The sequence below is a fragment of the Microbacterium sp. SORGH_AS_0888 genome, from assembly GCF_030818905.1.
Taxonomy (GTDB): Bacteria; Actinomycetota; Actinomycetes; order Actinomycetales; family Microbacteriaceae; genus Microbacterium.
The window spans coordinates 88,872-111,504 of sequence record NZ_JAUTAZ010000001.1; the positions used below are offsets into that span (position 1 = coordinate 88,872).

The 22,633-nt window shown below is 72.5% G+C and carries 22 protein-coding genes and 1 pseudogene; 14 read left to right on the plus strand and 9 right to left on the minus strand.

Features of this window, described 5'->3' with window-relative positions:
* Positions 1-49 precede the first annotated feature (49 nt).
* A complete protein-coding gene (locus tag QE381_RS00400) occupies positions 50-1,507 on the plus strand; it encodes a GuaB1 family IMP dehydrogenase-related protein (RefSeq protein ID WP_307214495.1) in 1,458 nt (485 codons plus the stop codon).
* A 52-nt stretch (positions 1,508-1,559) separates the two neighbouring features.
* Here QE381_RS00400 and QE381_RS00405 read toward each other — a convergent pair whose 3' ends face one another.
* Positions 1,560-2,516: a hypothetical protein gene (locus tag QE381_RS00405; RefSeq protein ID WP_307214497.1), complete on the minus strand. Its 957-nt coding sequence runs from the start codon at positions 2,514-2,516 to the stop codon at positions 1,560-1,562.
* 362 nt (positions 2,517-2,878) lie between these two features.
* On the opposite strand from QE381_RS00405, the pseudogene QE381_RS00410 reads away from it, so the two are divergent.
* From QE381_RS00410 to QE381_RS00420, 3 genes and pseudogenes are all read left to right on the plus strand, one after another.
* Positions 2,879-4,223, plus strand: a pseudogene (locus QE381_RS00410) (hemolysin family protein).
* Complete coding sequence (locus QE381_RS00415) at positions 4,220-5,266, plus strand: hemolysin family protein (RefSeq protein WP_307214498.1); 1,047 nt, start codon at positions 4,220-4,222, stop codon at positions 5,264-5,266. The pseudogene QE381_RS00410 and the gene QE381_RS00415 overlap by 4 nt, the downstream one beginning before the upstream one ends.
* Positions 5,267-5,285: 19 nt before the next feature.
* On the plus strand, positions 5,286-6,146 hold the full coding sequence (locus QE381_RS00420; RefSeq protein ID WP_373426879.1) for an NAD(P)H-hydrate dehydratase: 861 nt from the start codon (positions 5,286-5,288) through the stop codon (positions 6,144-6,146).
* Here QE381_RS00420 and QE381_RS00425 read toward each other — a convergent pair.
* Complete coding sequence (locus tag QE381_RS00425; protein WP_307214500.1) at positions 6,082-6,987, minus strand: hypothetical protein; 906 nt, start codon at positions 6,985-6,987, stop codon at positions 6,082-6,084. The two genes, QE381_RS00420 and QE381_RS00425, sit on opposite strands and share 65 nt — an antisense overlap.
* Before the next feature lie 69 nt (positions 6,988-7,056).
* Here QE381_RS00425 and QE381_RS00430 point away from each other — a divergent pair, with 69 nt between their 5' ends.
* From QE381_RS00430 to QE381_RS00440, 3 genes are all read left to right on the plus strand, one after another.
* Positions 7,057-8,340 (plus strand): glycosyltransferase 87 family protein, encoded by a 1,284-nt coding sequence (locus tag QE381_RS00430; protein WP_307214502.1) that lies wholly within the window; start codon positions 7,057-7,059, stop codon positions 8,338-8,340.
* A complete protein-coding gene (locus QE381_RS00435; protein WP_307214504.1) occupies positions 8,340-8,654 on the plus strand; it encodes a thiamine-binding protein in 315 nt (104 codons plus the stop codon). The genes QE381_RS00430 and QE381_RS00435 overlap by 1 nt, the downstream gene beginning before the upstream one ends.
* Before the next feature lie 147 nt (positions 8,655-8,801).
* The gene (locus QE381_RS00440; RefSeq protein ID WP_373426966.1) at positions 8,802-9,968 is read left to right on the plus strand and encodes an MFS transporter; all 1,167 of its coding nucleotides are present in this window, start codon (positions 8,802-8,804) and stop codon (positions 9,966-9,968) included.
* A gap of 31 nt (positions 9,969-9,999) precedes the next feature.
* On the opposite strand, the gene QE381_RS00445 is transcribed toward QE381_RS00440, so the two are convergent.
* Both QE381_RS00445 and QE381_RS00450 read right to left on the minus strand, forming a co-directional pair.
* Positions 10,000-11,211 (minus strand): homoserine O-acetyltransferase, encoded by a 1,212-nt coding sequence (locus QE381_RS00445; RefSeq protein ID WP_307214508.1) that lies wholly within the window; start codon positions 11,209-11,211, stop codon positions 10,000-10,002.
* A gap of 243 nt (positions 11,212-11,454) precedes the next feature.
* Complete coding sequence (locus QE381_RS00450; protein ID WP_307214510.1) at positions 11,455-12,777, minus strand: bifunctional o-acetylhomoserine/o-acetylserine sulfhydrylase; 1,323 nt, start codon at positions 12,775-12,777, stop codon at positions 11,455-11,457.
* A gap of 125 nt (positions 12,778-12,902) precedes the next feature.
* Here QE381_RS00450 and QE381_RS00455 point away from each other — a divergent pair, with 125 nt between their 5' ends.
* Genes QE381_RS00455 through QE381_RS00470 form a run of 4 tightly spaced genes read left to right on the plus strand, consistent with a single transcriptional unit; the run spans position 12,903 to position 15,517 of the window.
* Positions 12,903-13,679 (plus strand): SDR family oxidoreductase, encoded by a 777-nt coding sequence (locus QE381_RS00455; protein WP_307214512.1) that lies wholly within the window; start codon positions 12,903-12,905, stop codon positions 13,677-13,679.
* 21 nt (positions 13,680-13,700) lie between these two features.
* The gene (locus QE381_RS00460) at positions 13,701-14,201 is read left to right on the plus strand and encodes a phosphoribosyltransferase (RefSeq protein ID WP_373426967.1); all 501 of its coding nucleotides are present in this window, start codon (positions 13,701-13,703) and stop codon (positions 14,199-14,201) included.
* 4 nt (positions 14,202-14,205) lie between these two features.
* Positions 14,206-14,898 carry a uracil-DNA glycosylase gene (locus tag QE381_RS00465; protein ID WP_307214516.1) on the plus strand — a complete coding sequence of 231 codons (693 nt, stop codon included), beginning with the start codon at positions 14,206-14,208 and terminating at the stop codon, positions 14,896-14,898.
* A gap of 10 nt (positions 14,899-14,908) precedes the next feature.
* Positions 14,909-15,517, plus strand: coding sequence for a GNAT family N-acetyltransferase (locus QE381_RS00470; protein WP_307214518.1), 609 nt, complete (start codon positions 14,909-14,911; stop codon positions 15,515-15,517).
* 4 nt (positions 15,518-15,521) lie between these two features.
* Here QE381_RS00470 and QE381_RS00475 read toward each other — a convergent pair whose 3' ends face one another.
* A complete protein-coding gene (locus QE381_RS00475) occupies positions 15,522-16,448 on the minus strand; it encodes an alpha/beta fold hydrolase (RefSeq protein ID WP_307214520.1) in 927 nt (308 codons plus the stop codon).
* A gap of 47 nt (positions 16,449-16,495) precedes the next feature.
* On the opposite strand from QE381_RS00475, the gene QE381_RS00480 reads away from it, so the two are divergent.
* Both QE381_RS00480 and QE381_RS00485 read left to right on the plus strand, forming a co-directional pair.
* Complete coding sequence (locus QE381_RS00480) at positions 16,496-16,960, plus strand: carboxymuconolactone decarboxylase family protein (RefSeq protein ID WP_307214522.1); 465 nt, start codon at positions 16,496-16,498, stop codon at positions 16,958-16,960.
* Between the two features lie 46 nt (positions 16,961-17,006).
* Positions 17,007-17,474, plus strand: a complete 468-nt coding sequence (locus QE381_RS00485) for an SIP domain-containing protein (RefSeq protein WP_307214524.1) — start codon at positions 17,007-17,009, stop codon at positions 17,472-17,474.
* A gap of 63 nt (positions 17,475-17,537) precedes the next feature.
* Here QE381_RS00485 and QE381_RS00490 read toward each other — a convergent pair whose 3' ends face one another.
* The 4 genes from QE381_RS00490 to QE381_RS00505 are packed head-to-tail and all read right to left on the minus strand — an operon-like array spanning position 17,538 to position 21,544.
* The gene (locus QE381_RS00490; protein WP_307214526.1) at positions 17,538-17,894 is read right to left on the minus strand and encodes a Fe-S oxidoreductase; all 357 of its coding nucleotides are present in this window, start codon (positions 17,892-17,894) and stop codon (positions 17,538-17,540) included.
* 55 nt (positions 17,895-17,949) lie between these two features.
* Positions 17,950-18,771, minus strand: coding sequence for an arginase family protein (locus tag QE381_RS00495; protein ID WP_307214528.1), 822 nt, complete (start codon positions 18,769-18,771; stop codon positions 17,950-17,952).
* Between the two features lie 4 nt (positions 18,772-18,775).
* On the minus strand, positions 18,776-19,567 hold the full coding sequence (locus tag QE381_RS00500; protein ID WP_307214530.1) for a PspA/IM30 family protein: 792 nt from the start codon (positions 19,565-19,567) through the stop codon (positions 18,776-18,778).
* A 45-nt stretch (positions 19,568-19,612) separates the two neighbouring features.
* A complete protein-coding gene (locus tag QE381_RS00505) occupies positions 19,613-21,544 on the minus strand; it encodes a TPM domain-containing protein (RefSeq protein ID WP_307214531.1) in 1,932 nt (643 codons plus the stop codon).
* A 187-nt stretch (positions 21,545-21,731) separates the two neighbouring features.
* On the opposite strand from QE381_RS00505, the gene QE381_RS00510 reads away from it, so the two are divergent.
* The gene (locus QE381_RS00510) at positions 21,732-22,565 is read left to right on the plus strand and encodes a DUF3097 domain-containing protein (protein ID WP_307214533.1); all 834 of its coding nucleotides are present in this window, start codon (positions 21,732-21,734) and stop codon (positions 22,563-22,565) included.
* Positions 22,566-22,633 lie beyond the last annotated feature (68 nt).

Sequence of the window (22,633 nt, forward strand, 5' to 3'; positions counted from 1 at the left end):
GATCCCGCGTGATTATCGCGACCGTCAGGAATCGCTAACCTTGACAGACATGGACTTCTCCGGACCGCTGCCCACCGTCGACCTCACGTATTCCGACGTGTTCCTCGTGCCGAGGCGCTCGGGCATCACGAGCCGCCTCGACGTCGACCTCGCCCCCGGCGACGGGACAGGCGCGCAGATCCCGCTCGTCTCGGCCAACATGAACTCCGTCACCGGGGCGCGGCTGGCGGCGACCCTCGCCCGCCGCGGGGGACTCGGCGTCCTCCCGCAGGACATGCCGCTGCAGGAGCTGGATGCCGCGATCCGGTGGGTCAAGCGCCAGCCGGTGCCGTGGGACACGCCGCTCGTGCTGCCGCCCGAGGCGACGGTCGCCGACGCGTCGCGGCTGCTGCCTTCGACCCCCGGCCACGGCATCGTCGTGGCATCCGTGACGGGCGAGCGTCTCCACATCGACGATGTGGTCGGGATCGTGGCGGCGTCGCGCCTGTCCACGGCATTGGCGGACGCGACCCTGGGCGACCTGGCCCACGCGCGCCCGGCATCCCTCGACGCCGCCGACGTGCCCGACGCGCGCGCGGCGTTCGACCTGCTCGTCCAGATCGACGCCGAGACGGTCTGCGTGCTGGAGCACGGCTACGTCGTCGGCACCCTCTCGCGACGCAGCGCGTTGCGCTCGACCCTCTACCGTCCCGCCGTCGACGCCGAGGGACGCCTCATCGTGGCCGCGGCGGTGGGCATCAACGGCGACGTCGAGGCCAAGGCGCGCGCGCTGGCCGCGGCGGGCGTCGACGTCCTCGTCATGGACACGGCGCACGGCCACCAGGAAGGCATGCTGCGTGCGCTGCGCACGGTGTCCGGGCTGGGGCTGGGGCTGCCGATCGCGGCGGGCAACATCGTCACGGCCGACGGCGTGAACGACCTTGTCGCCGCGGGCGCGACGATCCTCAAGGTGGGGGTGGGTCCCGGGGCGATGTGCACGACGCGCATGATGACCGCCGTCGGCCGCCCGCAGTTCTCCGCCGTGCTCGAGACCGCCGAGGCCGCGCACGCGCAGGGCGCGCATGTGTGGGCCGACGGCGGCGTGCGCTATCCGCGCGACGTCGCGCTGGCACTGGCGGCGGGCGCCTCCTCGGTCATGATCGGCTCCTGGTTCGCCGGCACGATCGAGGCTCCGGGTGAGCTGTTCACGGATGCCGACGGGCGTGTGTACAAGGAGTCGTGGGGCATGGCGTCGACGAAGGCCGTGCAGGCCCGGTTCGGCCGCCTCGACCCCTACGAGCTCGCGCGCAAGGAGCTGTTCGCGGAGGGGATCTCCTCCTCGCGCATCTACCTCGACCCGCTCCGCCCGGGCCTGGAGGACCTGCTCGACATGATCACCTCCGGTGTCCGCTCCTCGTTCACCTATGCGGGGGCCCCGACCGTCGCGGCGTTCCACGAGCGGGCCCTGGTCGGCCTGCAGTCCGCGGCCGGCTACGAGGAGGGCAAGGCGCTGCCCGTGAGCTGGTAGCCCACCCCGGGTTGCTGGGCAATGTGCGCGCGGACCGGGCTGACAGCGCGTCTCAGGGGCGGGGGAGCGCGCTGCGCAGGCCGTCCAAGGCGAGGATGTCGTACAGCGTTCGCGGATGATCGGCGTCGCGCGCCCCGAGCCGGCTGAAGCCCCGCACTTCGCGCCGGATCTCGTTCTCTCGCGCCTTCTCGTCGAGGACGATCCGTTCCGGCGCCCGGCCATGGGTGAACTCCGGGCTGAGGTACTTTCCGTCGCCGTCCACCTCGAGCCAGTGGTCGGCGTCGGGGAAGTACATGTCCCCGAACACGAGCCGGCCGGAGCGCAGCAGGCGACGCTCCTGCAGCCGGGGCCGGGGGAACCCGAGACGGATGATCTCGACCCGCGCCTGCGTCTCCCGCACGTTGGCGGCGCCGTCCTCGCCGGCGGCGACCGAGAGCCGTGCGCGAACGTGCCCGCGCCGTGCGGGACCACGGTCGAGGGCGAGCTCCAGCTCGCGCCGCGTCGTGAGCGGTCCGCCCGGACGCCCGACCCAGAGCGCCTGGTCGATCGCCGTCACGCCGCGAAGGTGAGGGAGCGCCCGCGCGATGTCGGTCGCGGTCTGCGCCGGCGTGGTCACCGAATGGCCGCCGGCAGCGATCACGGCCAGCGCGTCAGGACTCACCGCGTGGCGCCGGATGCTGCCGGTCGCCCGGCCGCCACGGGATCCGGCGGCGGCGACATCCACCTGCGTCGGCCACGGACCGAGGACGTCCATGCGCCAGAACGCGGCGGCCGCGAAGAGCACGAAGGTCGTGGGCCGCGTCAGCCGTCGCATGGCCTCCAGCACGCGGACGCGGTGGCGCTCGATCGGCAGCAGCGCACGCCACTGATCCCCGGGCACGAACACCCCGGCGGCGATCCGCACCCACTCGCCGGACTCGATCGCCCGCTTCAGCCGTCGCCCGTCGATCGGGTCGAGGCGTTCGTAGCGGCGGACGACATCCACCGGCAGGTCGAGATCCATGTGCATGCGACGAGGGTCGCGCCACCGCATCCGTGTCGGGGCCGCGGCGGGCTATCCGTGGACGGCTCGCGCTGCGGACCGCCCTGTGGAGAACTCGCTGCGCAGCCCTCCCGCCCGCCCCGCCCACCAGCCCCCCACGATCGCGCCCTTTTCGTGCAGCCGCGCCGCGAAAAGGCAGGCGAGCTGCACGAAATCGGTGCGAACGCGCGACGCGCGTGGGTGGGGTGGGGGTGGGGGGGGGGGGAGAGGGGCTGTGGAACGGCGGGGGCCCGCGCGGACGCGGTCGCATAGACTGGAGCGACGATGGACGACCCTCCTAGTAGACGATGGCCCCACCTCCCCTCCTCCCGTCAGGGAGGTGATGCGTGATGGACTACGTCATGTTGGGTGTGGGGCTCCTGCTCACGATCGGCACGGGTCTGTTCGTCGCCAGCGAGTTCGCGCTGGTCAACCTCGACCGCGCCGATCTTGAGGCTCGGCGGGATGCCGGTGAGTCGCGGCTCTCGCTGACGATCGACGCCCTGCGCATCACCTCGACGCATCTCTCGAGCGCCCAGCTCGGGATCACGCTGACGACGCTGCTCACCGGTTACACGATGGAGCCCGCGATCTCGCGCCTGCTCGGTCCGGTCTTCGAAGGATGGGGGCTGCCGGCGACCGTTCGGGTCCCGCTGGCCGCGTTCGTCGGCATCGGCATCGCGACCGTGTTCTCGATGATCATCGGCGAGCTCGTTCCCAAGAGCTTCGCGCTGGCGGTCCCGCGGGCCACGGCGAAGCTCGTGATGCCGTTCCAGGTCGCCTTCACGACCGTGTTCCGCCCCGCCATCTTCGTCCTCAACGGAAGTGCGAACGCCGTGCTCCGCGGCATCGGCATCGAGCCGAAGGAGGAGCTCTCGGGGGCGCGCACCGCGGAGGAGCTCTCGAGCCTCGTCCGCCGGTCGGCGAGCGCGGGCGTGCTCGAGGAGGACACGGCGTCGCTTCTCGACCGGAGTCTCACGTTCGCCCGTCTGACCGCCGCCGACGTCATGACCCCGCGCCCGCGCGTGCACGCCGTGGGAGCCGACGACCCCGCCGAGACGGTCGTCGCGCGTGCCCGCGATACGGGACACAGCCGGTTTTCCCGTCGTGGGGGAGTCGATGGACGACATCATCGGAATCGTGCACCTGAAAGCGGCGATCGGCGTGCCGCGCGAGCGTCGCGGCGAGGTGCCCGTCGGCGCCTTGGCGAGCGAGCCGCTGCGCGTGCCCGAGACGGTCCATCTCGGCGCACTCATCACCGAGCTGCGCGCCCGCGGTTACCAGATGGCCGTCGTCGTCGACGAGTACGGCGGGACGGCCGGTGTCGTGACGCTCGAGGACCTCGTCGAAGAGATCGTGGGCGAGGTCCTGGACGAGCACGACCGGCGCCGCGCCGGCGTCGTGCGCGGCACCGACTCGCTGACCTTCCCGGGCAGCCTGCGCCCGGACGAGCTGCAGGCGGCCACCGGCATCCGTGTCCCGGAGGGCGAGGTCTACGACACCGTCGGCGGGTATGTCATGAGCGTGCTCGAGCGCGTCCCGGGTCCGGGCGACGCCGTCGAGATCGACGATGGAACGCTCGAGGTCGTGCGGATGGAGGGGCGCCGCGTCGACCGCATCCGGTTCGTGCCGCGCCCCCTTCCGGCGGACGCCGCGACGGATGCCGATCGCGCCGAGCGAGGGGGTGCACGATGAGCGACTGGGCCGGAATCGCGTGGCTGGTCGTGCTGCTCGCCTTCAACGCGTTCTTCGTCGCCGCCGAGTTCGCGGTCATCTCCGCGCGCCGTTCGCAGATCGAGCCGCTCGCCGAACGCGGATCGCGCACGGCGAAGACGGCGCTGTGGGCGATGGAGCACGCGACGCTCATGCTCGCGACCTGTCAGCTGGGCATCACGATCTGCTCGCTGCTGATCCTGAACGTGTCCGAGCCGGCGATCCACCACCTGCTCGCGGTTCCGCTCGGCTGGACCGGCTGGGGCGAGACCGCCGTCGACGCGACGGCTTTCGTCGTCGCGCTCCTCGTGGTCTCCTACCTGCACGTGGTGTTCGGCGAGATGGTCCCCAAGAACATGGCCTTCTCGCTGCCCGACCGCGCCGTGCTGATGCTCGCGCCGCCGCTCGTGTGGGTCTCGAAGGCCTTCCACCCGATCATCGTCGCCCTCAACTGGACCGCCAATCACATCGTGCGGCTCTTCCGAGTGGAGCCGAAGGATGAGGCGGCGTCCACGTTCACGCTCGAGGAGGTCGCGACGATCGTCAACCAGTCGCGCATCGAAGGCGTGCTCGATGACAGCTCCGGCACCGTGACGGCCGTCGTCGAGTTCACGGAGAAGAAGGCGAAGGAGGTCGCCCTGCCGCTCGCCGATCTCGTGACGCTGCCCACGACGACGACCGCCGCCGAGATCGAGCGTGCGGTCGCCAAGCACGGCTTCTCTCGGTACGTGATCGTCGACGAGGCCGGCGAGCCGATCGGTTACGTCCATCTGAAGGACGTGCTGCGGGTCGCGGAGGGCGAGGCGGACCTCGTCCGCCCGATCCCGCCCAAGCGCATCCACCACATGGTGCCGGTGCTCGAGACGACCGACCTCGAGGACGCCCTGGCGCTCATGCGCCGCGCCGGGCGCCACCTCGCTCGGGTGAGGGATGCCGCGGGCACGACGACGGCGGTCCTGTTCCTCGAGGACGTGATCGAGGAGCTCGTCGGCGAGGTGGAGGACGCCACCCGCCGGGGCCGCTGAGACGCCTAGGGTGAACCACATGGACCGCATGACGCCCTGGACGGCGGCGGACACGGCGCGGTCGCTGCGCGCGCCGCGTCCCACCGACGACAAGTACTCACGCGGAGTGGTCGGCATCCGCACCGGCTCGCCGGCCTATCCGGGTGCGGCCGTGCTCGGGGTGGAGGCGGCATGGCGCGCCGGCACGGGGATGGTGCGTTTCCTCGGACCGGCCCGCGCGGCCGACCTCGTCCTCGCCCGTCGCCCCGAGACGGTGACCGCGGCGGGCCGGGTGCAGGCCTGGGTCGTGGGCTCGGGCACGGATGCGGCCGCGCGCTCGGGCGCGGAGACCGCGGAGCTGGCGGAGGTGCTGGCCGGCAGCGATCCGGTGATCGTCGACGCCGGAGCGCTCGATCTCGCGCCGACGGCCACGGCGCCCGTCATCGTCACGCCGCACGCGCGCGAGCACGACCTGCTGCGGCTCCTGCTCGGGCTCGCTCCCGTCGCGCCGGATGCGGATCTCACCGAGCGTGCCGCGGCGGCCGCCCGGACCGCCGCCTCGCTCGGCGGGGTCGTGCTGCTCAAGGGGGCGACGACGCTCGTCGCCGATCCCTCGGGCGGAGTGCGGCGGATCGCCGCGGGCACGCCGTGGCTCGCGACCGCCGGCACCGGCGACGTCCTGGCGGGGGCGCTGGGCGCTCTCGTCGCGGGCCGCGCGGCCGAGGGGCGGCCCGACGCGGCCGCTCTCGCGGATGCCGCGGCCGCCGCGGCCTGGCTGCACGGTCGCGCGGGCGTGCTCGCCGCGGCGCGTCAGGGGGAGCCGGCGGGCGGCCCCATCACGGCCCTGGATGTCGCAGCGGCGTTGCCGGCAGCCGTCGCCGAGGCCCTCGCCGCCGCGTGAGCGCCGGATCCGGACGCTCCCACAGCTCCGCCGTCTGCACGAGCCAGAACGCTGCGAACAACGCCAGCGCAACCGCCTCGCCGACGAAGAACAGCGGGATGCCGCCGCTCGCGGTCGAGCGTCGAACGATCGCCACGGTCACCAGGAACACGAGCGACAGGACGATGCCGCCCGCGATCACCAGGTAGGCGGCGCGGACGGCCGCCGGGTGCCGTGCGTTCACGGGCCGGAGCGCCGCGACGACCGCGACCGCCGCGATGAGGGCGAAGAACGCGATCGTCGCGACGTCGTGGGCGCCCGTCACGAACCCGCGTGGCCAGAGCCGCCACCACAGCACGAAGCCCGCCATGACCAGGCCCGCGACCGTGAGCGCGAGGCCGAGGCGCCAGGACAGCGTGCCCTGAGCGATCGCCAGCGCGAGGGCGCCGGCCAGCCCGATCGCGCCCAGCACGGCCAGGGAGAGCATGGCGTTGTCGATGCCGCCCTGTGCGGCGGCGGGGACGCACGGCGCCGTCGTCGCCGCGCACCCGACCGCGGCGACGTCCCCCGGGGCGATCGGCGTCGGGACGAAGGCGATCACGGGCGCGAACAGCGCCGCGAGGTCGAGGAGCGCCTGTTCGACGCTGCGGCCCGACAGCGCCAGCAGCGCGAGGGAGACGGCGCACAGGCATCCCACGAACACGTCGCGCGCAGGGGTGTAGTAGGCGGCGCTCACCGAGCCGAGGGGGCCGCCCGTCATGGACTGGACGGCGAGCGACACGCCGAGCAGGAGCACGACGCCGACGATGCCCAGGCGGAGGTACCGATAGGTCCGTTCTGGCGAGGTGGTGCGCAACCGCATGCGCTCATCCTCGCATCGGGCACCGACATCCCTCAGGGTCGGCGGATGCCCGCCCCGTAGGATGTCGGGGTGTCAAGACGTGTCGTGCTGTGGATCGCGTTCGCGGTCGTGCACGTGGGGGTCGCCTGGCTCGGCTGGATCCTGCCGAACGCTCCGATGGGCGATGTCTACCTCGTGTACGAGCCCTGGTCGCGGGCGTACTTCTCGGGGGGATGGGTCTTCCAGGCCGACTACTCGCTGTACAGCAAGGACACGTACGTCGGCTTCGTGGGTCTCGACAAGCCATGGGTCTATCCGCAGCTGGCGATCCTGCCGATGCTCGCGACCTGGATCTTCGGCTGGCTCGTGAGCTACACGCCCGCGTGGGCGATCATGATCATCCTCCTGGACGCCGCCGCCTTCGCGATGCTCGTGGGTCGGGCGCGGTCCCGCGGCCGGGTGACGGCGGCATGGTTCTGGCTCGCGTTCATCGTGCTGCTGGGACCCATCGCGCTCTACCGGATCGATGCCGTCACGGTCGCACTGGGCATCATGGGCGTGCTGTGGCTGCGCGGCCGTCCCTGGGCGGCATCCGTGCTGCTGGCCGTGGCGACCTGGATGAAGGTCTGGCCCGCGGCGCTGCTCGCGGCGGCCGTCATCGCGGTGCGGCGGCGGATGGCGATCATCGGCGGGGGGCTGGCCGTGACGGCCGTGACCCTCGGCGCCGTCGTGCTGCTGGGCGGCGGCGCGCACGCCTTCAACTTCATCATGGACCAGACCTCCCGGTCGCTCCAGGTCGAGTCGCCCGTCAGCACGTTCTACCTGTGGGACGACCGGATCAACGGCACCTCCAGCGTCCACTACGACCCGGACCTGCTCACCTTCTACATCACGGGACCGCACGTCGACACCGTCATCGCGGTCATGACGCCGTTGCTGGTGGTCGGCGTGCTCGCGGTCGCCGCCCTCGGCGGCTACAAGGCGTGGCGCCGGGCGAGCTTCTCGGCGCTGTTCCCGCCCCTCGCGCTCGCGCTCGTCACGGCCTTCATCGCGCTCAACAAGGTCGGCTCACCGCAGTACATCGTGTGGATCAGCGTGCCGCTCATCATGGGCCTCGTGCTCGACCGCGCCCGGTGGCGCGGTCCCGCGATCGTCGCGCTCGTCGTCGCGATCACGACGCAGATCGTCTATCCGCTCACGTACTTCGACCTGCTCGTGGTGATGCCGGTGCCGCTCGTGTCGATCACGATCCGCAACGCGCTCATGGTCACGCTGTTCGTGTGGTCGGTCGTGCTGCTCGCCCGCGTGCGCACGCGGGCCCCCCGCGCCGCGACATCCTTCCGATCCGACTCCGCCCTCGCAGGAGGTTCCTGATGCTCGTCGCCTTCTCCGTCGCCCCCAGCGGCACCGGCCGCGCGGACGGCTCCGTGCACGACGCGGTCGCCGCCGCGGTCCGGGTCGTGCGCGAGTCGGGTCTGCCGCACCGGACGACCTCGATGTTCACCGAGATCGAGGGCGAGTGGGACGTGGTCATGGATGTCGTCAAGCGCGCGACGGAGGCGGTCATGCCCTTCGGGTCGCGTGTCTCGCTCGTGCTGAAGGCCGACATCCGGCCCGGCTTCACGGGCGAGCTCGATGCCAAGATCGAACGCCTGGAGCGCGCGATCGAGGACGCCGCCGACGACTGAGCCGCGGGCGCGTCCCTGCTCGGCCGAATCGATTCGACGTGCGCCCCGTCGCGGGGATAGCATGACCGAGTGACCTCTTCGACACTCTCGAAGGGCGCGGCGACGGGGGCGCTCCTTTCTCTCGCCATCGGCTCGTTCGGCATCGGCATGACCGAGTTCACGATCATGGGCCTCCTGCCCAACATCGCCGCAGAGCTGCTGCCCGCGCAGTGGGCCGCGAGCCAGGAGGACGCGATCGCGCAGGCCGGGTGGCTCATCAGCCTCTACGCCCTCGGCGTCGTCGTCGGCGCCCCGACGATCGCCGGCTCGGTCGCACGCTTCCCGCGGCACCGCGTGATGGTGTGTCTGGCCCTCGCCCTCACGGTCTTCACGGCGTTCACGGTCGTGGCGCCCTCCTTCGGGCTCGTGGCGGCATCCCGGTTCCTCGCCGGCCTCCCGCACGGCGCCTACTTCGGGATCGGCGCCCTCGTGGCTGCCGACGTGCTGGGTCCGGGCAAGCGTGCGAAGGGCGTCGCGTTCGTCCTCACGGGCCTGACGATCGCGAACGTCGTGGGCGTGCCGCTGGGCACGTTCCTCGGCCAGCAGTTCGGCTGGCGCACCGCCTTCGCGGTCGTGGCCGGCATCTTCGCCCTCGCCACCGTCGCGATCCTCGTCTTCGTGCCGCGTGCGCCGGGTCAGCCGGGGCGCACGCTCCGGGCGGAGCTGGGCGTCTTCCGCATCCCGCAGGTCTGGTTCGCCCTCGCGACCGGTGCCATCGGGTTCGGCGGGTTCTTCGCCGTCTACAGCTACGTCGCCCCGATGGTGACCGAGGTCGCGGGCTCGCCCGCCTGGGTCGTTCCGATCGTGCTCGTCGTCGTGGGTCTCGGGATGACGTTCGGCAACCTCGTCGGCGGACACCTCGCGGACGTCGATCTTCGCCGCACGGTGCTCGGCGGTCTCCTCCTGCTGGCGATCGTCCTCGCCGCCCTCGCGCTGACCGCGCAGTGGATCGTGCTCCTCGCGCTCTTCGGGTTCGGGGTCGGCTTCGTGTCCTCGGCGCTCAGCCCGGCGATCCAGACACGGCTGATGGATGTCTCCGCGGACAACCAGTCGATCGCCGCCGCCCTGAACCACTCGGCGCTCAACATCGGCAACAGTCTCGGCGCCTTCCTCGGCGGTGTCGTCATCGCCCTCGGCTGGGGCTACGTCGCGCCCGCCTGGGTCGGCGGCCTGCTCGCGCTCGCGGGGCTCGCGATCGCGCTCGTGTCCTACCGCCTGCCGGACCGCTCGCAGACCCTCGCGGGGCATCGCTCCGAGCCGCTGCCCTTCGACTGATCGCTCCCGGTCGCCCGACGGTCGCGGGTGCTCACACCGGCGCCGAGAGCAGGCGGCGCAGGTGGTGCGCGACGACATCCGTCTCGATCAGGAACCCATCGTGGCCGAAGTCGCTCGTGATGACGACCGCGCGGTCGCCGTCCAGCGTGTTCCGGACGCCGCGAGCGATGCGATGCTGTCCGTCGACGGGGAAGAGCCGATCGCTGTCGATGCCCAGCACGAGCGTCGTCGCGGTGACCCGGGCGAGCGCATCCTCCACGCCGCCACGGCCGCGGCCGACATCGTGCGAGTTCATGGCCTCGACGAGGGTCAGGTAGCTGTTCGCATCGAAGCGGCGCGTGAACTTGTTGCCGTGGAAGTCGAGGTAGGACTCGACGGCGAACCTGCCGCCGTGACCGAGCGGGCTCACCCCGGACTGCCAGGAGCGCTGGAAGCGCTGGTTCAGCTCGGTCGGGCTGCGATAGTTCAGCAGCGCCATGCGGCGCGCGAGCGCGAGGCCCCGGTGCGGCCCCTCGCCCTGTGCCGCGTCGTAGTATTCGCCGCCGGCGAACCGCGGGTCGATGCGGATGGCTTCGAGCTGCACGGAGTTCAGTGCGATCTGGTCGGCCGTGTTGACCGGGGGAGCGGCGATGATGGCCGCGCGCGCGACGCGATCGGGATGCCCGGCCGCCCACTCCAGGGCGTGCATGCCGCCCATCGACCCGCCGACGACGGCGGCCCAGCGGTCGATGCCGAGTGCATCGGCGAGCGCGCGCTGCGCCTCGACCTGGTCGCGCACCGTGAGATAGGGGAAGCGTCCCGCCCACTCGTAGCCGTCCGGCGCGATGCTCGCGGGGCCGGTCGAACCCTGGCAGCCGCCGAGCATGTTCGGGGCGACGACGAACCACTGCGAGGTGTCGATCGCGGCGCCCGGGCCCACGATGTCCTGCCACCAGCCCGCCGTGGGATGACCCGGTCCGGCGTCGCCGCGCACGTGGCTGTCGCCCGTGAGGGCGTGCAGGACGAGCACGGCGTTGTCGCGGGCCGGGCTCAGCTCGCCCCAGGTCTCGTAGGCCAGCCGGTACGCGGGAAGCTCCTCGCCGCCCTCGGTGCGGAAGGCGCCGAACGCGGCGAAACGCCGCTCACCCGCGGGATCGCCGTCGCGCCAGGCGCCCGTCGCGGGCGGGCGGCCGCGCAGCAGGCGTGCGTCCGCCTCCGTCACCGGCGCGCTCGGCACGGTGTCCTCGGAGGTCTGCCAATCCACACATCCATTCTCCCGGAGCGTCGCGTCCCGCGGTGCTGTGTTACGCGGCCCGAGCTGCTCGTGCCGTCCCACGACCGCGTCGATTTCGTGTAGTCGCGCATCGCTTTCGCGGCGCGACTACACGAAATCGACGCGATCAGGGGAAAGAGAGGGGGAGTGGGGCACGGGGCGCGCACGCGGATGCCTCGGGGGTGCGGGACCCCCGGGGCATCCGGATGCGGCGCGCCGCGAGGGCGCGAGGACTCAGGCGCGTGCGGCTTCGGCGACCCGGCGCGCGGCGCCGAGCGCCTGCTCCAGGTCGGCCTTCAGGTCGTCGACGTTCTCGATGCCGACCGACAGGCGCACGAGGCCCGGCGTCACTCCCGCCGTGAGCTGCTGCTCCGGCGTGAGCTGCGAGTGGGTCGTGGATGCCGGGTGGATGACGAGCGAGCGCACGTCGCCGATGTTGGCCAGGTGGCTGAACAGCGTGAGCGAGTTCACGAACTCGCGGCCCGCCTCCACACCGCCCTTGAGCTCGAACGACACGATCGCGCCGACGCCCTTGGGGGCGTAGCGGTTCGCGGCGGCGTACCAGGGGGAGGTGGGCAGCCCCGAGTAGTTCACGCTGGCGACGTCGTCGAGGCCCTCGAGCCACTCCGCGATCTCCTGGGCGTTCTGCACGTGACGCTCGATGCGCAGCGACAGCGTCTCGATCCCCTGGATCAGCAGCCAGGCGCTGTTCGGCGCGATCGAGGATCCGAGGTCGCGGAGCAGCTGCACGCGGGCCTTGATGATGTACGCGAGCGCGTCGCCGACCGCCGTGGTGTAGGAGGCGCCGTGGTAGGACGGGTCGGGCTCGGTGAGCCCGGGGAACTTGTCGACGTTCTTGGACCACTCGAACGTGCCGCCGTCGACGATCACGCCGCCGATCGTGGTCCCGTGGCCGCCGAGGAACTTCGTCGCCGAGTGCACGATGATGTCGGCGCCGTGCTCGAAGGGGCGGATGAGGTAGGGCGTCGCGATCGTGTTGTCCACGATGAGGGGCACGCGGTTCTCGTGCGCGATGTCGGCGACCGTGCGGATGTCGAGGACGTTGACCTTGGGATTGCCGATCGTCTCCGCGAAGAACAGCTTCGTGTTCGGGCGGACGGCGCGGCGCCACTCCTCGGGGTCGTCCTGGTTCTCCACGAAGGTCGTCTCGATGCCGAGCTTGGCCAGCGTGTACTTGAAGAGGTTGTACGTGCCGCCGTAGATCGAGCTGGAGGAGACGATGTGGTCTCCCGCCTGGGCGATGTTCAGCACCGCGAACGTCTCGGCCGCCTGGCCCGACGCCACCAGCAGCGCCCCGGAGCCGCCCTCGAGCGCCGCGATGCGCTGCTCGACGACATCCTGGGTGGGATTCTGGATGCGGGTGTAGATGTTGCCGAACTCGGCCAGCGCGAACAGGTTGGCCGCGTGGTCGGTGTTGTCGAAGACGTAGGACGTCGTCTGGTAGATCGGCGTGGCACGAGCCTTGGTGACCGGGTCGGGCGCAGCTCCGGAGTGGACCTGCTTCGTCTCGAACCGCCAGTTCTCGGGTGCGGACATGGCATTCTCCTGAATTCGATGGGGTCCGAGGCTTCTGCCTGGGCCACGACCGACAGTACGGGGCCGCGCGTCGGGCGACAACGGGCCGGACACGCTGCGTAACAACACGCAGGTACGGTGGGGGGATGGCGAACAGACGCGCGGTGGTGACGGGGGCGAGCTCGGGGATCGGCGAGGCGACGGCGCGGATGCTGCGCGACGCCGGATGGGACGTGGTCGCGGTCGCACGCCGAGCGGAACGACTGCAGGCGCTGGAGCAGGCGACCGGCGCCGTCGCGTTCGCCGCGGACCTCACGGTCGAAGCCGATGTGACGGCGCTCGCCGCCTGGCTCGCCGAGAGCGGTCCCGTGCACGCGCTCGTGCACGTCGCGGGCGGCGCCCGCGGCGTCGACGAGGTCGCGGCGGGCGACCCCGAGCAATGGCGCTGGATGTACGAGGCGAACGTGCTCTCCGCGCAACGGCTCGTGGCGCACCTGCTGCCGCTGCTCCGCCAGGCGGCGGCGGGCGGGGGACACGCGGACACGCTGTTCGTCACCTCGACGGCGGCGCGCACGGCCTACGAGGGCGGCGGCGGGTACAACGCGGCCAAGGCCGCCGAGTCCATGCTCGTGCAGGCGCTGCGCCTGGAGCTGAACGGCGAGCCGATCCGCGTCAGCGAGATCGCGCCCGGCCTCGTGCAGACGGAGGAGTTCTCCCTGCGGCGGCTGGGCGGCGACGCCGATGCCGCCGATCGGGTCTACGAGGGCGTGGCCGATCCGCTGCGCGCGGAGGACGTCGCCGACATCATCCGCTACGCGCTGCAGGCGCCGGCCCACGTCAACCTCGACCTCGTGGTCCTGCGTCCGGTGGCGCAGTCCGCGCAGCACCGGCTGGCGCGCGGCGAGCTGCACGTGCGGCAGTAGGCTGGGTCGGTGGCAGAAGCGGTGGCGCAGGAGCGCGAGCAACTCAGCTGGGACGGGTTCGGAGAGGCGTGCCGCGACATCGCGCGGTCGATCGTCGCGGAGGGCTTCGTGCCCGAGGTCGTCGTCGCGATCGCGCGCGGCGGTCTGCTGCCGGCGGGTGCGATCGCCTACGGGCTCGGCATCAAGAACTGCGGGGCGATCAACGTCGAGTTCTACACGGGCATCGGAACGGTTCTGGACGCGCCGGAGCTGCTCCCGCCCGAGCTCGACATGACCTACCTCGACGGCAGGAAGGTTCTCCTGGTCGACGACGTCGCCGACAGTGGGCGAACCCTGGATCTGGCCGTGCGGCTCCTGACCGAGCAGGGGGCCGAGGTGCGCTCGGCCGTCATCTACACGAAGCCGACCACGATCATCCAGCCCGACTACAGCTGGAAGGACACCGCGCTGTGGATCGACTTCCCCTGGTCGTGGCAGGGCTCGGTCATCGAGCAGGACGCGGGGCTCGAAGGATCGGCCTGACGCCGTGGCGATGACACTGCCGCAGCTCGCGGAGGCGGGGCTCATGGATCCCGGCTGGGCCGAGGCGCTCGCCCCCGTCGCCGGCGACATCGCCGCCCTGGGCGAACGTCTGCGTGCGGAGGTCGCGGCGGGCCGTCGATATCTCCCCGCCGGGGAGCGGGTGCTGCGCGCGTTCCAACGTCCGCTCGCCGAGGTGAAGGTGCTGATCGTCGGCCAAGACCCCTACCCGACGCCCGGGCATCCGATCGGTCTCTCGTTCGCGGTCGACGCGCACGTCCGGCCGCTCCCGCGGAGCCTGTCGAACATCTACCAGGAGCTGCAGTCCGACCTCGGCATCCCGCCGGCGCCGCACGGCGACCTCACGGCGTGGACCGAGCAGGGCGTCATGCTGCTCAACCGCGTGCTGACGGTGGCCCCCGGCGCGCCCGCGTCCCATCGGGGGTGGGGCTGGGAGAAGGTCACCGAGCACGCCATCCGGGTGCTGGCCGCGCGCTCCTCGCCGCTCGTGGCCATCCTGTGGGGCAGGGATGCGGCGAACCTCCGCCCGTTGCTGGGCGCAACGCCCGCGATCGAGTCGCCGCATCCGTCGCCGCTCTCGGCGAGCAGGGGCTTCTTCGGGTCCGCGCCGTTCTCGCGCGCCAACGCGCTGCTGGAGCAGCAGGGCGCGAGTCCCGTGGACTGGCGCGTCTCGTCGTAGAGTAAACGCCATGCTCGAGGAGGAATACGAGAAGCGTCGACGGCTGCCACGCCACCTGCGCCGTGCCGAGGCGGTCGAGGCGTCGTTCTCGTACGAGATCCGTCCGGCGCGCGTGTCCGACATCCCCGACATCCGCGAGATCTACAACTACTACGTCACGAACTCGGTCGTCACCTTCGACGAGAAGAAGTGGACGCTCAAGAAGTGGCGGGAGAAGTTCGACCACCTCGCCAAGCTCGACCTCCCCTTCCTCGTCGCGGTCTCGCCGACCGGGCAGCTGCTCGGGTACGCGCTGGTGCAGCCGTGGGCGGGGAAGTCCGCCTACCGGTACACGGTCGAGGACTCGATCTACCTCGGCCAGGCGGCCTCCGGCAAGGGGCTCGGCCGGGCGCTGCTGCAGGCGCTGATCTCCGCCTGCGAGGAGAGGGGCATCCGCGAGCTGGTCGCGGTCATCAGCGACAAGGGCGCTGAGGGCTCGATCGCGCTGCACGAGAAGCTCGGCTTCACCGAGGTGGGTCGCATGGGGCGCGTCGGCTTCAAGTTCGGCCGCTGGCTGGGCACGGTCTACCTGCAGAAGTCGCTCAAGCCGGCCAAGAGGCGACGGCTGTTCGGCCGCTGACGCCTCAGCCGGCCGCGATCCGGCGCAGGGCGTCGGCGAACGCGACCGGGATCTCCTCGTGCACGTTGTGGTGGGCGGGAAGGGTCACGATGGATGCGGCGGGCAGCCGTCGCGAGAACTCCGCCAGGTCGGCGGGGGTCACGTAGCCGGAGTCGCCGCGTACGAGCGTGATGGGCAGGGCGAGCGAGCGGAGATCGCTCCATCCCGCGTCCGACAGGAGGGCGGCGAGCGCGTCGTTCCGTCCCTCCGGCAGCTCGCCGTTCGCCTGCGCGGCGGCGAGCCGGGCGAAGTGGTGCTTCCACTCGACCCGGCCGTCCGGGCGCACGCGGGAGTTGAGGAAGACACCGCGTTCGGCCGCGCGTCGCGTGCCGCCGAGCCCGAAGGAGAGCGCCCGCTCGACCAGCTCGTCGCGGCTCGCCCAGTCGGTCGGCCCGGCGAAGAAGGACCGGATCTGCTGCGGGCCCGCTGCCGGGTCCACCCCGGGAGTGATGTCGACGATCACGAGCCGTGCCACGAGGGCGGGTGCCGCGGCGGCGACGGCGGCCGCGGCGAGCCCGCCGAGCGAGTGCCCCACCAGGACCTGCGGGCCCTCCGTCCACTCCTCGAGCGCCCGCACGATGTCGGGCGCCAGCGTGTGCGGCGAGTAGTCGGCATCCTCTCGCCACGAGGAGTCGCCGTGGCCCGGCAGGTCGATCGCGAGGGCGGGCAGGCCCAGGGCGAGCACGGTCGTGTCCCAGGTGCGAGCGTTGAGCCCCGCGCCGTGCAGCAGCGTGACCTGCGGCGGCGCATCGCCGAAGCGGAGGGCCGAGAGCGTGCGCCCGTCGGGCAGGCCCACGGCCAGCCGCCGAACCGGGGGCAGGGGCGTGGTGGCGCCGATGTCCGCGGCCTGCTCGGGGAGGAAGGAGAACTCGTCGAACGCGTCGTCGCCCATGTGTGCATCGTAGGCGCTCGGTGCGGTGCGCTCGGTAGGCTGCCGCCATGAGCGAGGAACGCCGCGTGCACCTGTCGAAGTCCGCCCCCGACGCCTACCGCGCGCTCGACGGGCTCGCCCGGACGGTGGGCACCCTCGCGGCCGACGCCGGGATCGACGACCGGCTCAAGGAGATCGTGCAGATCCACGCCTCGCAGCTCAACGGCTGCGCGTACTGCGTCCGTGTGCACGTGGGACGCGCCGTGGCGGCGGGACTGGACGCGGACACGATCGCCCAGGTCGCCACGTGGCGTGAGTCGGGGGTCTTCAGCGAGCGCGAGCGTGCCGCGCTGGAGCTCGCGGAGGCGTTCACCTTCATCCACGAGGAGGGGGTCCCGGATGCGGTCTACGACCACGTCGGCGACGTCCTGACGGAAGCCGAGTACGTCGCGCTCAGCTGGATCCTCGTGTCGATCAACGCGTTCAACCGGGTGACGATCGCGGGGCGCTATCCCGTGCCCCCGCGACCGTGAGGATGGTTAGGCATGCCTACCCTCCGGGCGTATACTCGTCGGTGACATGCCCGACATCCTCTCTTCGCAGCGCACCGGCACCCGCCGTGCCTCCCGCGCTCCGCGCGTGCAGCACCTCGTCGCGGCCGACGAGAGCTCGCTGACCGAGCTCGAGACGGTGCTGGCGACGTTGCCGCTGTGCGCCGTGGGGCGGGTGTTCGTCGAGGTCCCGGATGCCGCGCACATCGTCCCGATCGTGGTGCCCCCGCGCATGACGATCAGCTGGCTCGCGCGTGACCGTCGTTCGGGTGCTCCGGGAACGGGACGCTCGTGCGGTCACGGCGAGGCGCTCGCTCGTGCCGTCAACGCCTGGGCGGACGAGATGATGTGCGGCGAGGACGACACGACCACCGTCACGCTGCTGGGCGGCTTCCTCGGCACGGCCGAGATCGTCGATCACCTGATGGACGAGCGCGGTGTCGAGCCGGACCGCATCCACGCTCCCGAGCGCTTCCGGCTGCTGCCCGTACGCTGAAGGTCCGCGCCGCGGTCTCCGGCTCGTCCGCGTCGAGCGGGCATGCCGCCCGGATGGAGCGCGTCAGGAACCCCGAGGCAGGTAGTTGCCGTCCTCGAGTCCCGCCTCGATCTCGAAGCGGTTGCGCAGCGGGTCGCGCCCGGCCAGCCGATAGAGCACCGGCATGAGGAAGCCGTAGCGGCGCCACTGCCGTTCGTGCACCGACTCGTGCCGCAGCAGCCGCTCGTCGATCGGGCCGTCGCCCGTGAGGAAGCAGTGGCCGACGCAGACCCCGCCGCGGGGGAACGCCCAGTTCGGGAGGCCACGGAACACCCAGAGCCGGCCGTGGCGGCGGATGCGGCCCCGGCTGAGGAGCCCGCCCCACACCCAGCCGACCGCGCAGCCGTAGGCGTACCCCGCGAGGGTGACCCAGTCCGCCACGCGCGCAACCGCTCCCGCCGGCCCCGGCCGCCGGGAGCGGTCGGCCTGCTCGCGACTAGGCAAGAGCGCCCACCAGACGCAGCAGGATCCCGAGGTCGTCCGCGGCGGCCGCTGCCGACGCGGGAGCGAACTCGGTGAGGGAGGCGCCGGCGAGCGGGACCTCGGCTCGCAGCCGGGCGAGCGCCGCGAGCAGATCCGGGAGGTGCACGCCGAACGGCACGGCAGAGGTCACCCCCGGCATCTCGCTCGGATCCAGCACGTCCACGTCCACGTGCACGTAGACCGCGTCCGCCGTCGTCGCCCGCACCGCCGCGGCGATCGCGTCCGGGTCCGCGAGCGCCTCGACCGGCACCGAGCGGATGCCGTAGCCCTCGATGTAGCCGAGCTCGTCCTCGTCGGCGGCCCGTGCGCCGACGAGGACGATGTCGGCGGGGACGATCGTCCCCGGACGCAGCCGCAGGCCGTCCGGAGCCTCGCCCACGATGGCGCGGAGCGCGACGTCCGCGAACGCGGTCGCTGAGGCCAGAAGGGGCGAGTGCAGGGTCGGCCGGGCGCTGGCCCACACGACCGCGAGTCGCAGGGCGCGCGAGGCGGCGTGACCGACGGCCCCGACCGAGACCGAGGCGTCGCCGCCGACGACGAGCGCGGGCTCGTCGATCCCGGCCAGCGCGGCGTCGAGCGCCCGCCGCACCTGCAGCAGGGCGCTCGCGCGCCACACGGTCGTCCCCAGGGCATCGCCGGCCTCGAGCGGCACCTCCACGCGCGAGCACGCCGATCGCGGCAGGTCGCCGGCGATGGCCTCCGCGCCGTCGATGAGCTGCATGGCGCGTGAGGACGCCGAGCCCTGCCACTGCGGGACGACGACGAACCGGGTCATCGCGTCACTGCTGGGTGTGACCCGGCAGAGCCTGCGGCTCCGCGACCTGGGGTGCCGCGCCCGCCCCGAGTGCGCCCTGCGGCGACCCGCCGGCCTTCAGCGCCGCCAGCCGAGCCTCGACCTCGGTGAGCTCGCCGAGGTCCTCCAGCGACTCGAACTGTGCGTCGAGGCTGGATGCCGCCAGCTCCGCCTTGCCGGCGGCCAGCGCCTCCTGACGACGGATCTTGTCCTCGAACCGGCCGATCTCGCTCGTGGGGTCGAGGACGTTGACGCTCTTGATCGCGTCGTGCACCTTGTTCTGCGCCTCGGCGACCTTGGCCCGCGCAAGCAGCTCGCTGCGCTTGGCGCGCAGCTGCTCGAGCTTCTGCTTCATGCCGTTGAGGCCGTCCTTGAGCTTGTCGACGACCTCGGTCTGCGCCGCGATCTGCGGCTCCGCGGCCTTGGCCTGGCTCTCCTCGGAGAGCTGACGCTGCAGGGCGATCTTGGCGAGCCCGTCGAACTTGTCGGCTCCCGCGACATCCCCGGCGGCCCGCAGCTCGTCGCCCTTGCGGCTCGCGGCCAGCGCCTTGCTGCCCCACTCGGCCGCCGCCTGCACGTCCTCCTGGTGGTCGCGCTCGAGCAGCCGGAGGTTGCCGATCGTCTCGGCGATGGCGGCTTCGGCGTCCGCGATGTTGTTGGTGTAGTCGCGCACCAGCTGATCGAGCATCTTCTGCGGGTCCTCCGCCGCGTCGATCATGGCGTTGATGTTGGCGCGGACGAGGGTCGAGATGCGTCCGAAGATGGACTGCTTGGCCATCGTGCTTCCTTTCGTTGTGGTCGTGATGAGAAGTCGTGATCCCGCTCAGAAGCGGCCGCCGCCGCCCCCGCGGTTGCCGCCGCCGAAGCCGCCCCCACCGCCGCCGCCGAAGCCCCCGCCGCCGAAGCCGCCGCCGAAGCCCCCGCCTCCGCCGAAGCCGCCCCCTCCGAAACCGCGGTGACCGCCTCCGCCCAGCAGGCTGCCGATGAGGATGCCGCCGAGCATGGCGCCGGAGCTGTTCCCGCCTCCGGGCGAGCCGAAGGCGCCGACATCCGTCTGCGCGCTGCGCAGCGCATCCGTGGCGAGCTGATCGGCGCGTCCGGCTGCGGCGAGCGCCTGCTCGGGATCGGTCAGCGCCCGGGCCTGGGCGAGCACCGACTGCGCCTCGGCGAAGCGGGTGCGTGCGGTCGCCCCGACCGCGCCGCGGCGCGTCGCGATGAAATCAGCCGCGGTGGCGACCGCCGCGTCCGCGTGGGAGAGCGCGGCGGGCAGCAGCTGTCGTGCGCGCTCGGCGCGTGCCGCGGCGTCACGGGCCTCTGCCAGCGCGGCGTCCAGCTGCGTGTCGGCCGACTGGAGCGCGGCGACGGCGGCGAGCGGGTCGGCGGAGGCGTCCTGGCCGAGGGCCGCCTGCGCGGCGGCGACCGCAGCGGCCACGCGTCCGTCGGGGTCGGGCAGCGCGCCCGCGGCGGCCACCTCTGCGCGTACCTCCGCGATGAGGGCCGGGAGCTGTGCTGCGGCCTCCTGCAGGTGGGCGCCGAGCGTCGTGATCGCCTGCGTGAGCTGCTCGGCCTGTGCGAGCGACTGCTCGGCGCCGCGCAGCGCGACGGCGGCAGGACCTGTCCGTCCGGCCGCGAGCTCCTCGCGTGCGGCCGCGAGCCGCTCGTCGGCGAAGCCGAGACGGCTCTCGGCCTGCGCCGGGTTGTCGGCGACGGCTGCGAGCGCGCCCGCGGAGGAGGATGCGGCGAGCCGCCGGTACTCCGCGGGGGCCGCGGCGACGAGCGTCGCCGTCCGGGTTCGCTGCGCCGACAGGCGCTCGAGCGCTGCCGGGGCCTCCTTCTCGAGAGCTCGGAGCTCCTCGAACGCCGCGGACTTCTCGGCGAGCCGCCGTTGCGCGGACTCCGCGAGCTCGATGGTCTGGGTGTGCCAGGCTCGCCGCTGCTCGTCGGTGTCCGGGATCTCGTCGTCGAGCTGCTGCCGGATGTGGAACGCCTGCTCGAGCTCCTGCTGCGCCGTCGCGATCGCCGCGCGGAACTCCGATGTCGTCGACTCGCCGAACTGGGCGGCCGCGAAGTCGAGCTCCTGCTGCGCGGTCCGGACCGCGTCGTCCGCCTGCACGAGGGCGACGCCCGCGCGCTGCGCCAGCGTCGCGAGGGACTCGGCGGCCGCCCGTGCCCGAGCGCGGCGCCGGCGTGCGCCGAGCAGCACGAGGACGAGGACCAGCACGACGCCGGCACCCGCGAGGGTGCCGACCACGATCCAGGCGGTCCGGGCTGCGCGCGGATCACCGTTCACCGCGATGGTCATGCCCTCCGCCGCCCCGTCGACCGCGCCCGCCCAGTCGCTGCGGGTGAGGGCGGGCTCGATGTCGTCGCGGCGGATCGTGGCGAGCTTCGCTGCGCTGAGGGTGTCGAGGTCTCCGTCCAGCCAGTACTGGCGGCCGTCCGTGGCCACCGCGAGCAGGAAGTCCTGCGAGCCGAGGCCGTTCTGCCGGGAGACCTGGGTGGTCCAGCCCTCGGCATCGGCAGGGCCGGTGAAATCTTCCACGAACACGACCCACAGGTCGATGCCGGTCTCGGTCTTGAGGCGGCCGAGCCGCTCCTCGGCCGCCTGCGCCTGGGCGGGGGAGAGCGCGTCCGCCTCGTCGACCACGTGCCCGGCGCCGAGCGTGACCGGCGGTGTGGAGAAGGCCGGCGCGGCGACCGCGAGGCTCGCCGCGATCCCGATCGCCGCCGCGAGTCCGAGAGCTCGACGCCGCATCGATCTCCTCCTTCGGGGGTGGTCCGCAGCCTGTGTCGAGTCTATGCGTGGCGGCTTGGCAAGTGCCATGAATGGCCGGCACCGGGCTCGGCCGGTCGGCTCCATGGGCCCGCGCGGCGGCGATGGCGGGTCGCTCCCGGCCGCGGCAGGCCCCGGCGGCTACGCTTGCCGACCCGGGAGGGTCACCATGGACGATCGATACGGGGCCGATGTGCTCGCGCCCGGCTGGAAGGAGCGCGGGCGTCGCGAGCTCGCGCGTGTCCCCGCTCGTCGCGACACGGTCGTCGAGGTCGCCGCCGACGGCTTCTGCGGCGCGGTCACGCGCGTCTCGGAGGGGCTCGTCGAGCTCGAGGACCGCCACGGCCGACGGCGCAGCTTCCCGCTCGGAGCGGGCTTCCTGGTCGACGGTGCCGACGTCGTGCTCGTCGCTCCGGCAGTGGAGACGTCGTCCGCGCCGCGCCGCACGGCCTCCGGCTCGTTCGCACCCGCCGACACCCGTGCGCGCATCGCCCGGCCCAGCCGCATCCTCGTCGAGGGACGTCACGACGCGGAGCTCGTCGAGAAGGTCTGGGGCGACGACCTGCGGGCCGAGGGGGTCGTCGTGGAGTACCTCCAGGGCGTCGATCTGCTGGCCGACCTGCTGGATGCGGAGCCGCCGGGCGCGGACCGCCGCTACGGCGTGCTGGTCGACCACCTCGTGCCGGGATCCAAGGAGGAGCGGATCGCCCGCGGGATCGAGCGCGGACCGCACGGCGCGCACCTGAGGATCGTCGGACACCCCTACGTCGACGTGTGGCAGTGCGTGACGCCGCAGGCGCTCGGCATTCCGCGGTGGCCCGAGATCCCGCGCGGCATCGAGTGGAAGGCGGGCGTCTGCCGGGCCTTCGGCTGGCCCGCGCGCGACCAGGCCGACATCGCCCACGCCTGGCAGCGGATCCTCTCGCGCGTCCACAGCTACCGCGACCTGGAGCCGGCGCTGCTCGGTCGGGTCGAGGAGCTCATCGACTTCGTGACCGCGTGAGCGTGCTGGGTAGCCTGGGGGAGTGACCGACTCCGCGCCTCCCGGCTTCCGCGACCGCCCCGTCTCGT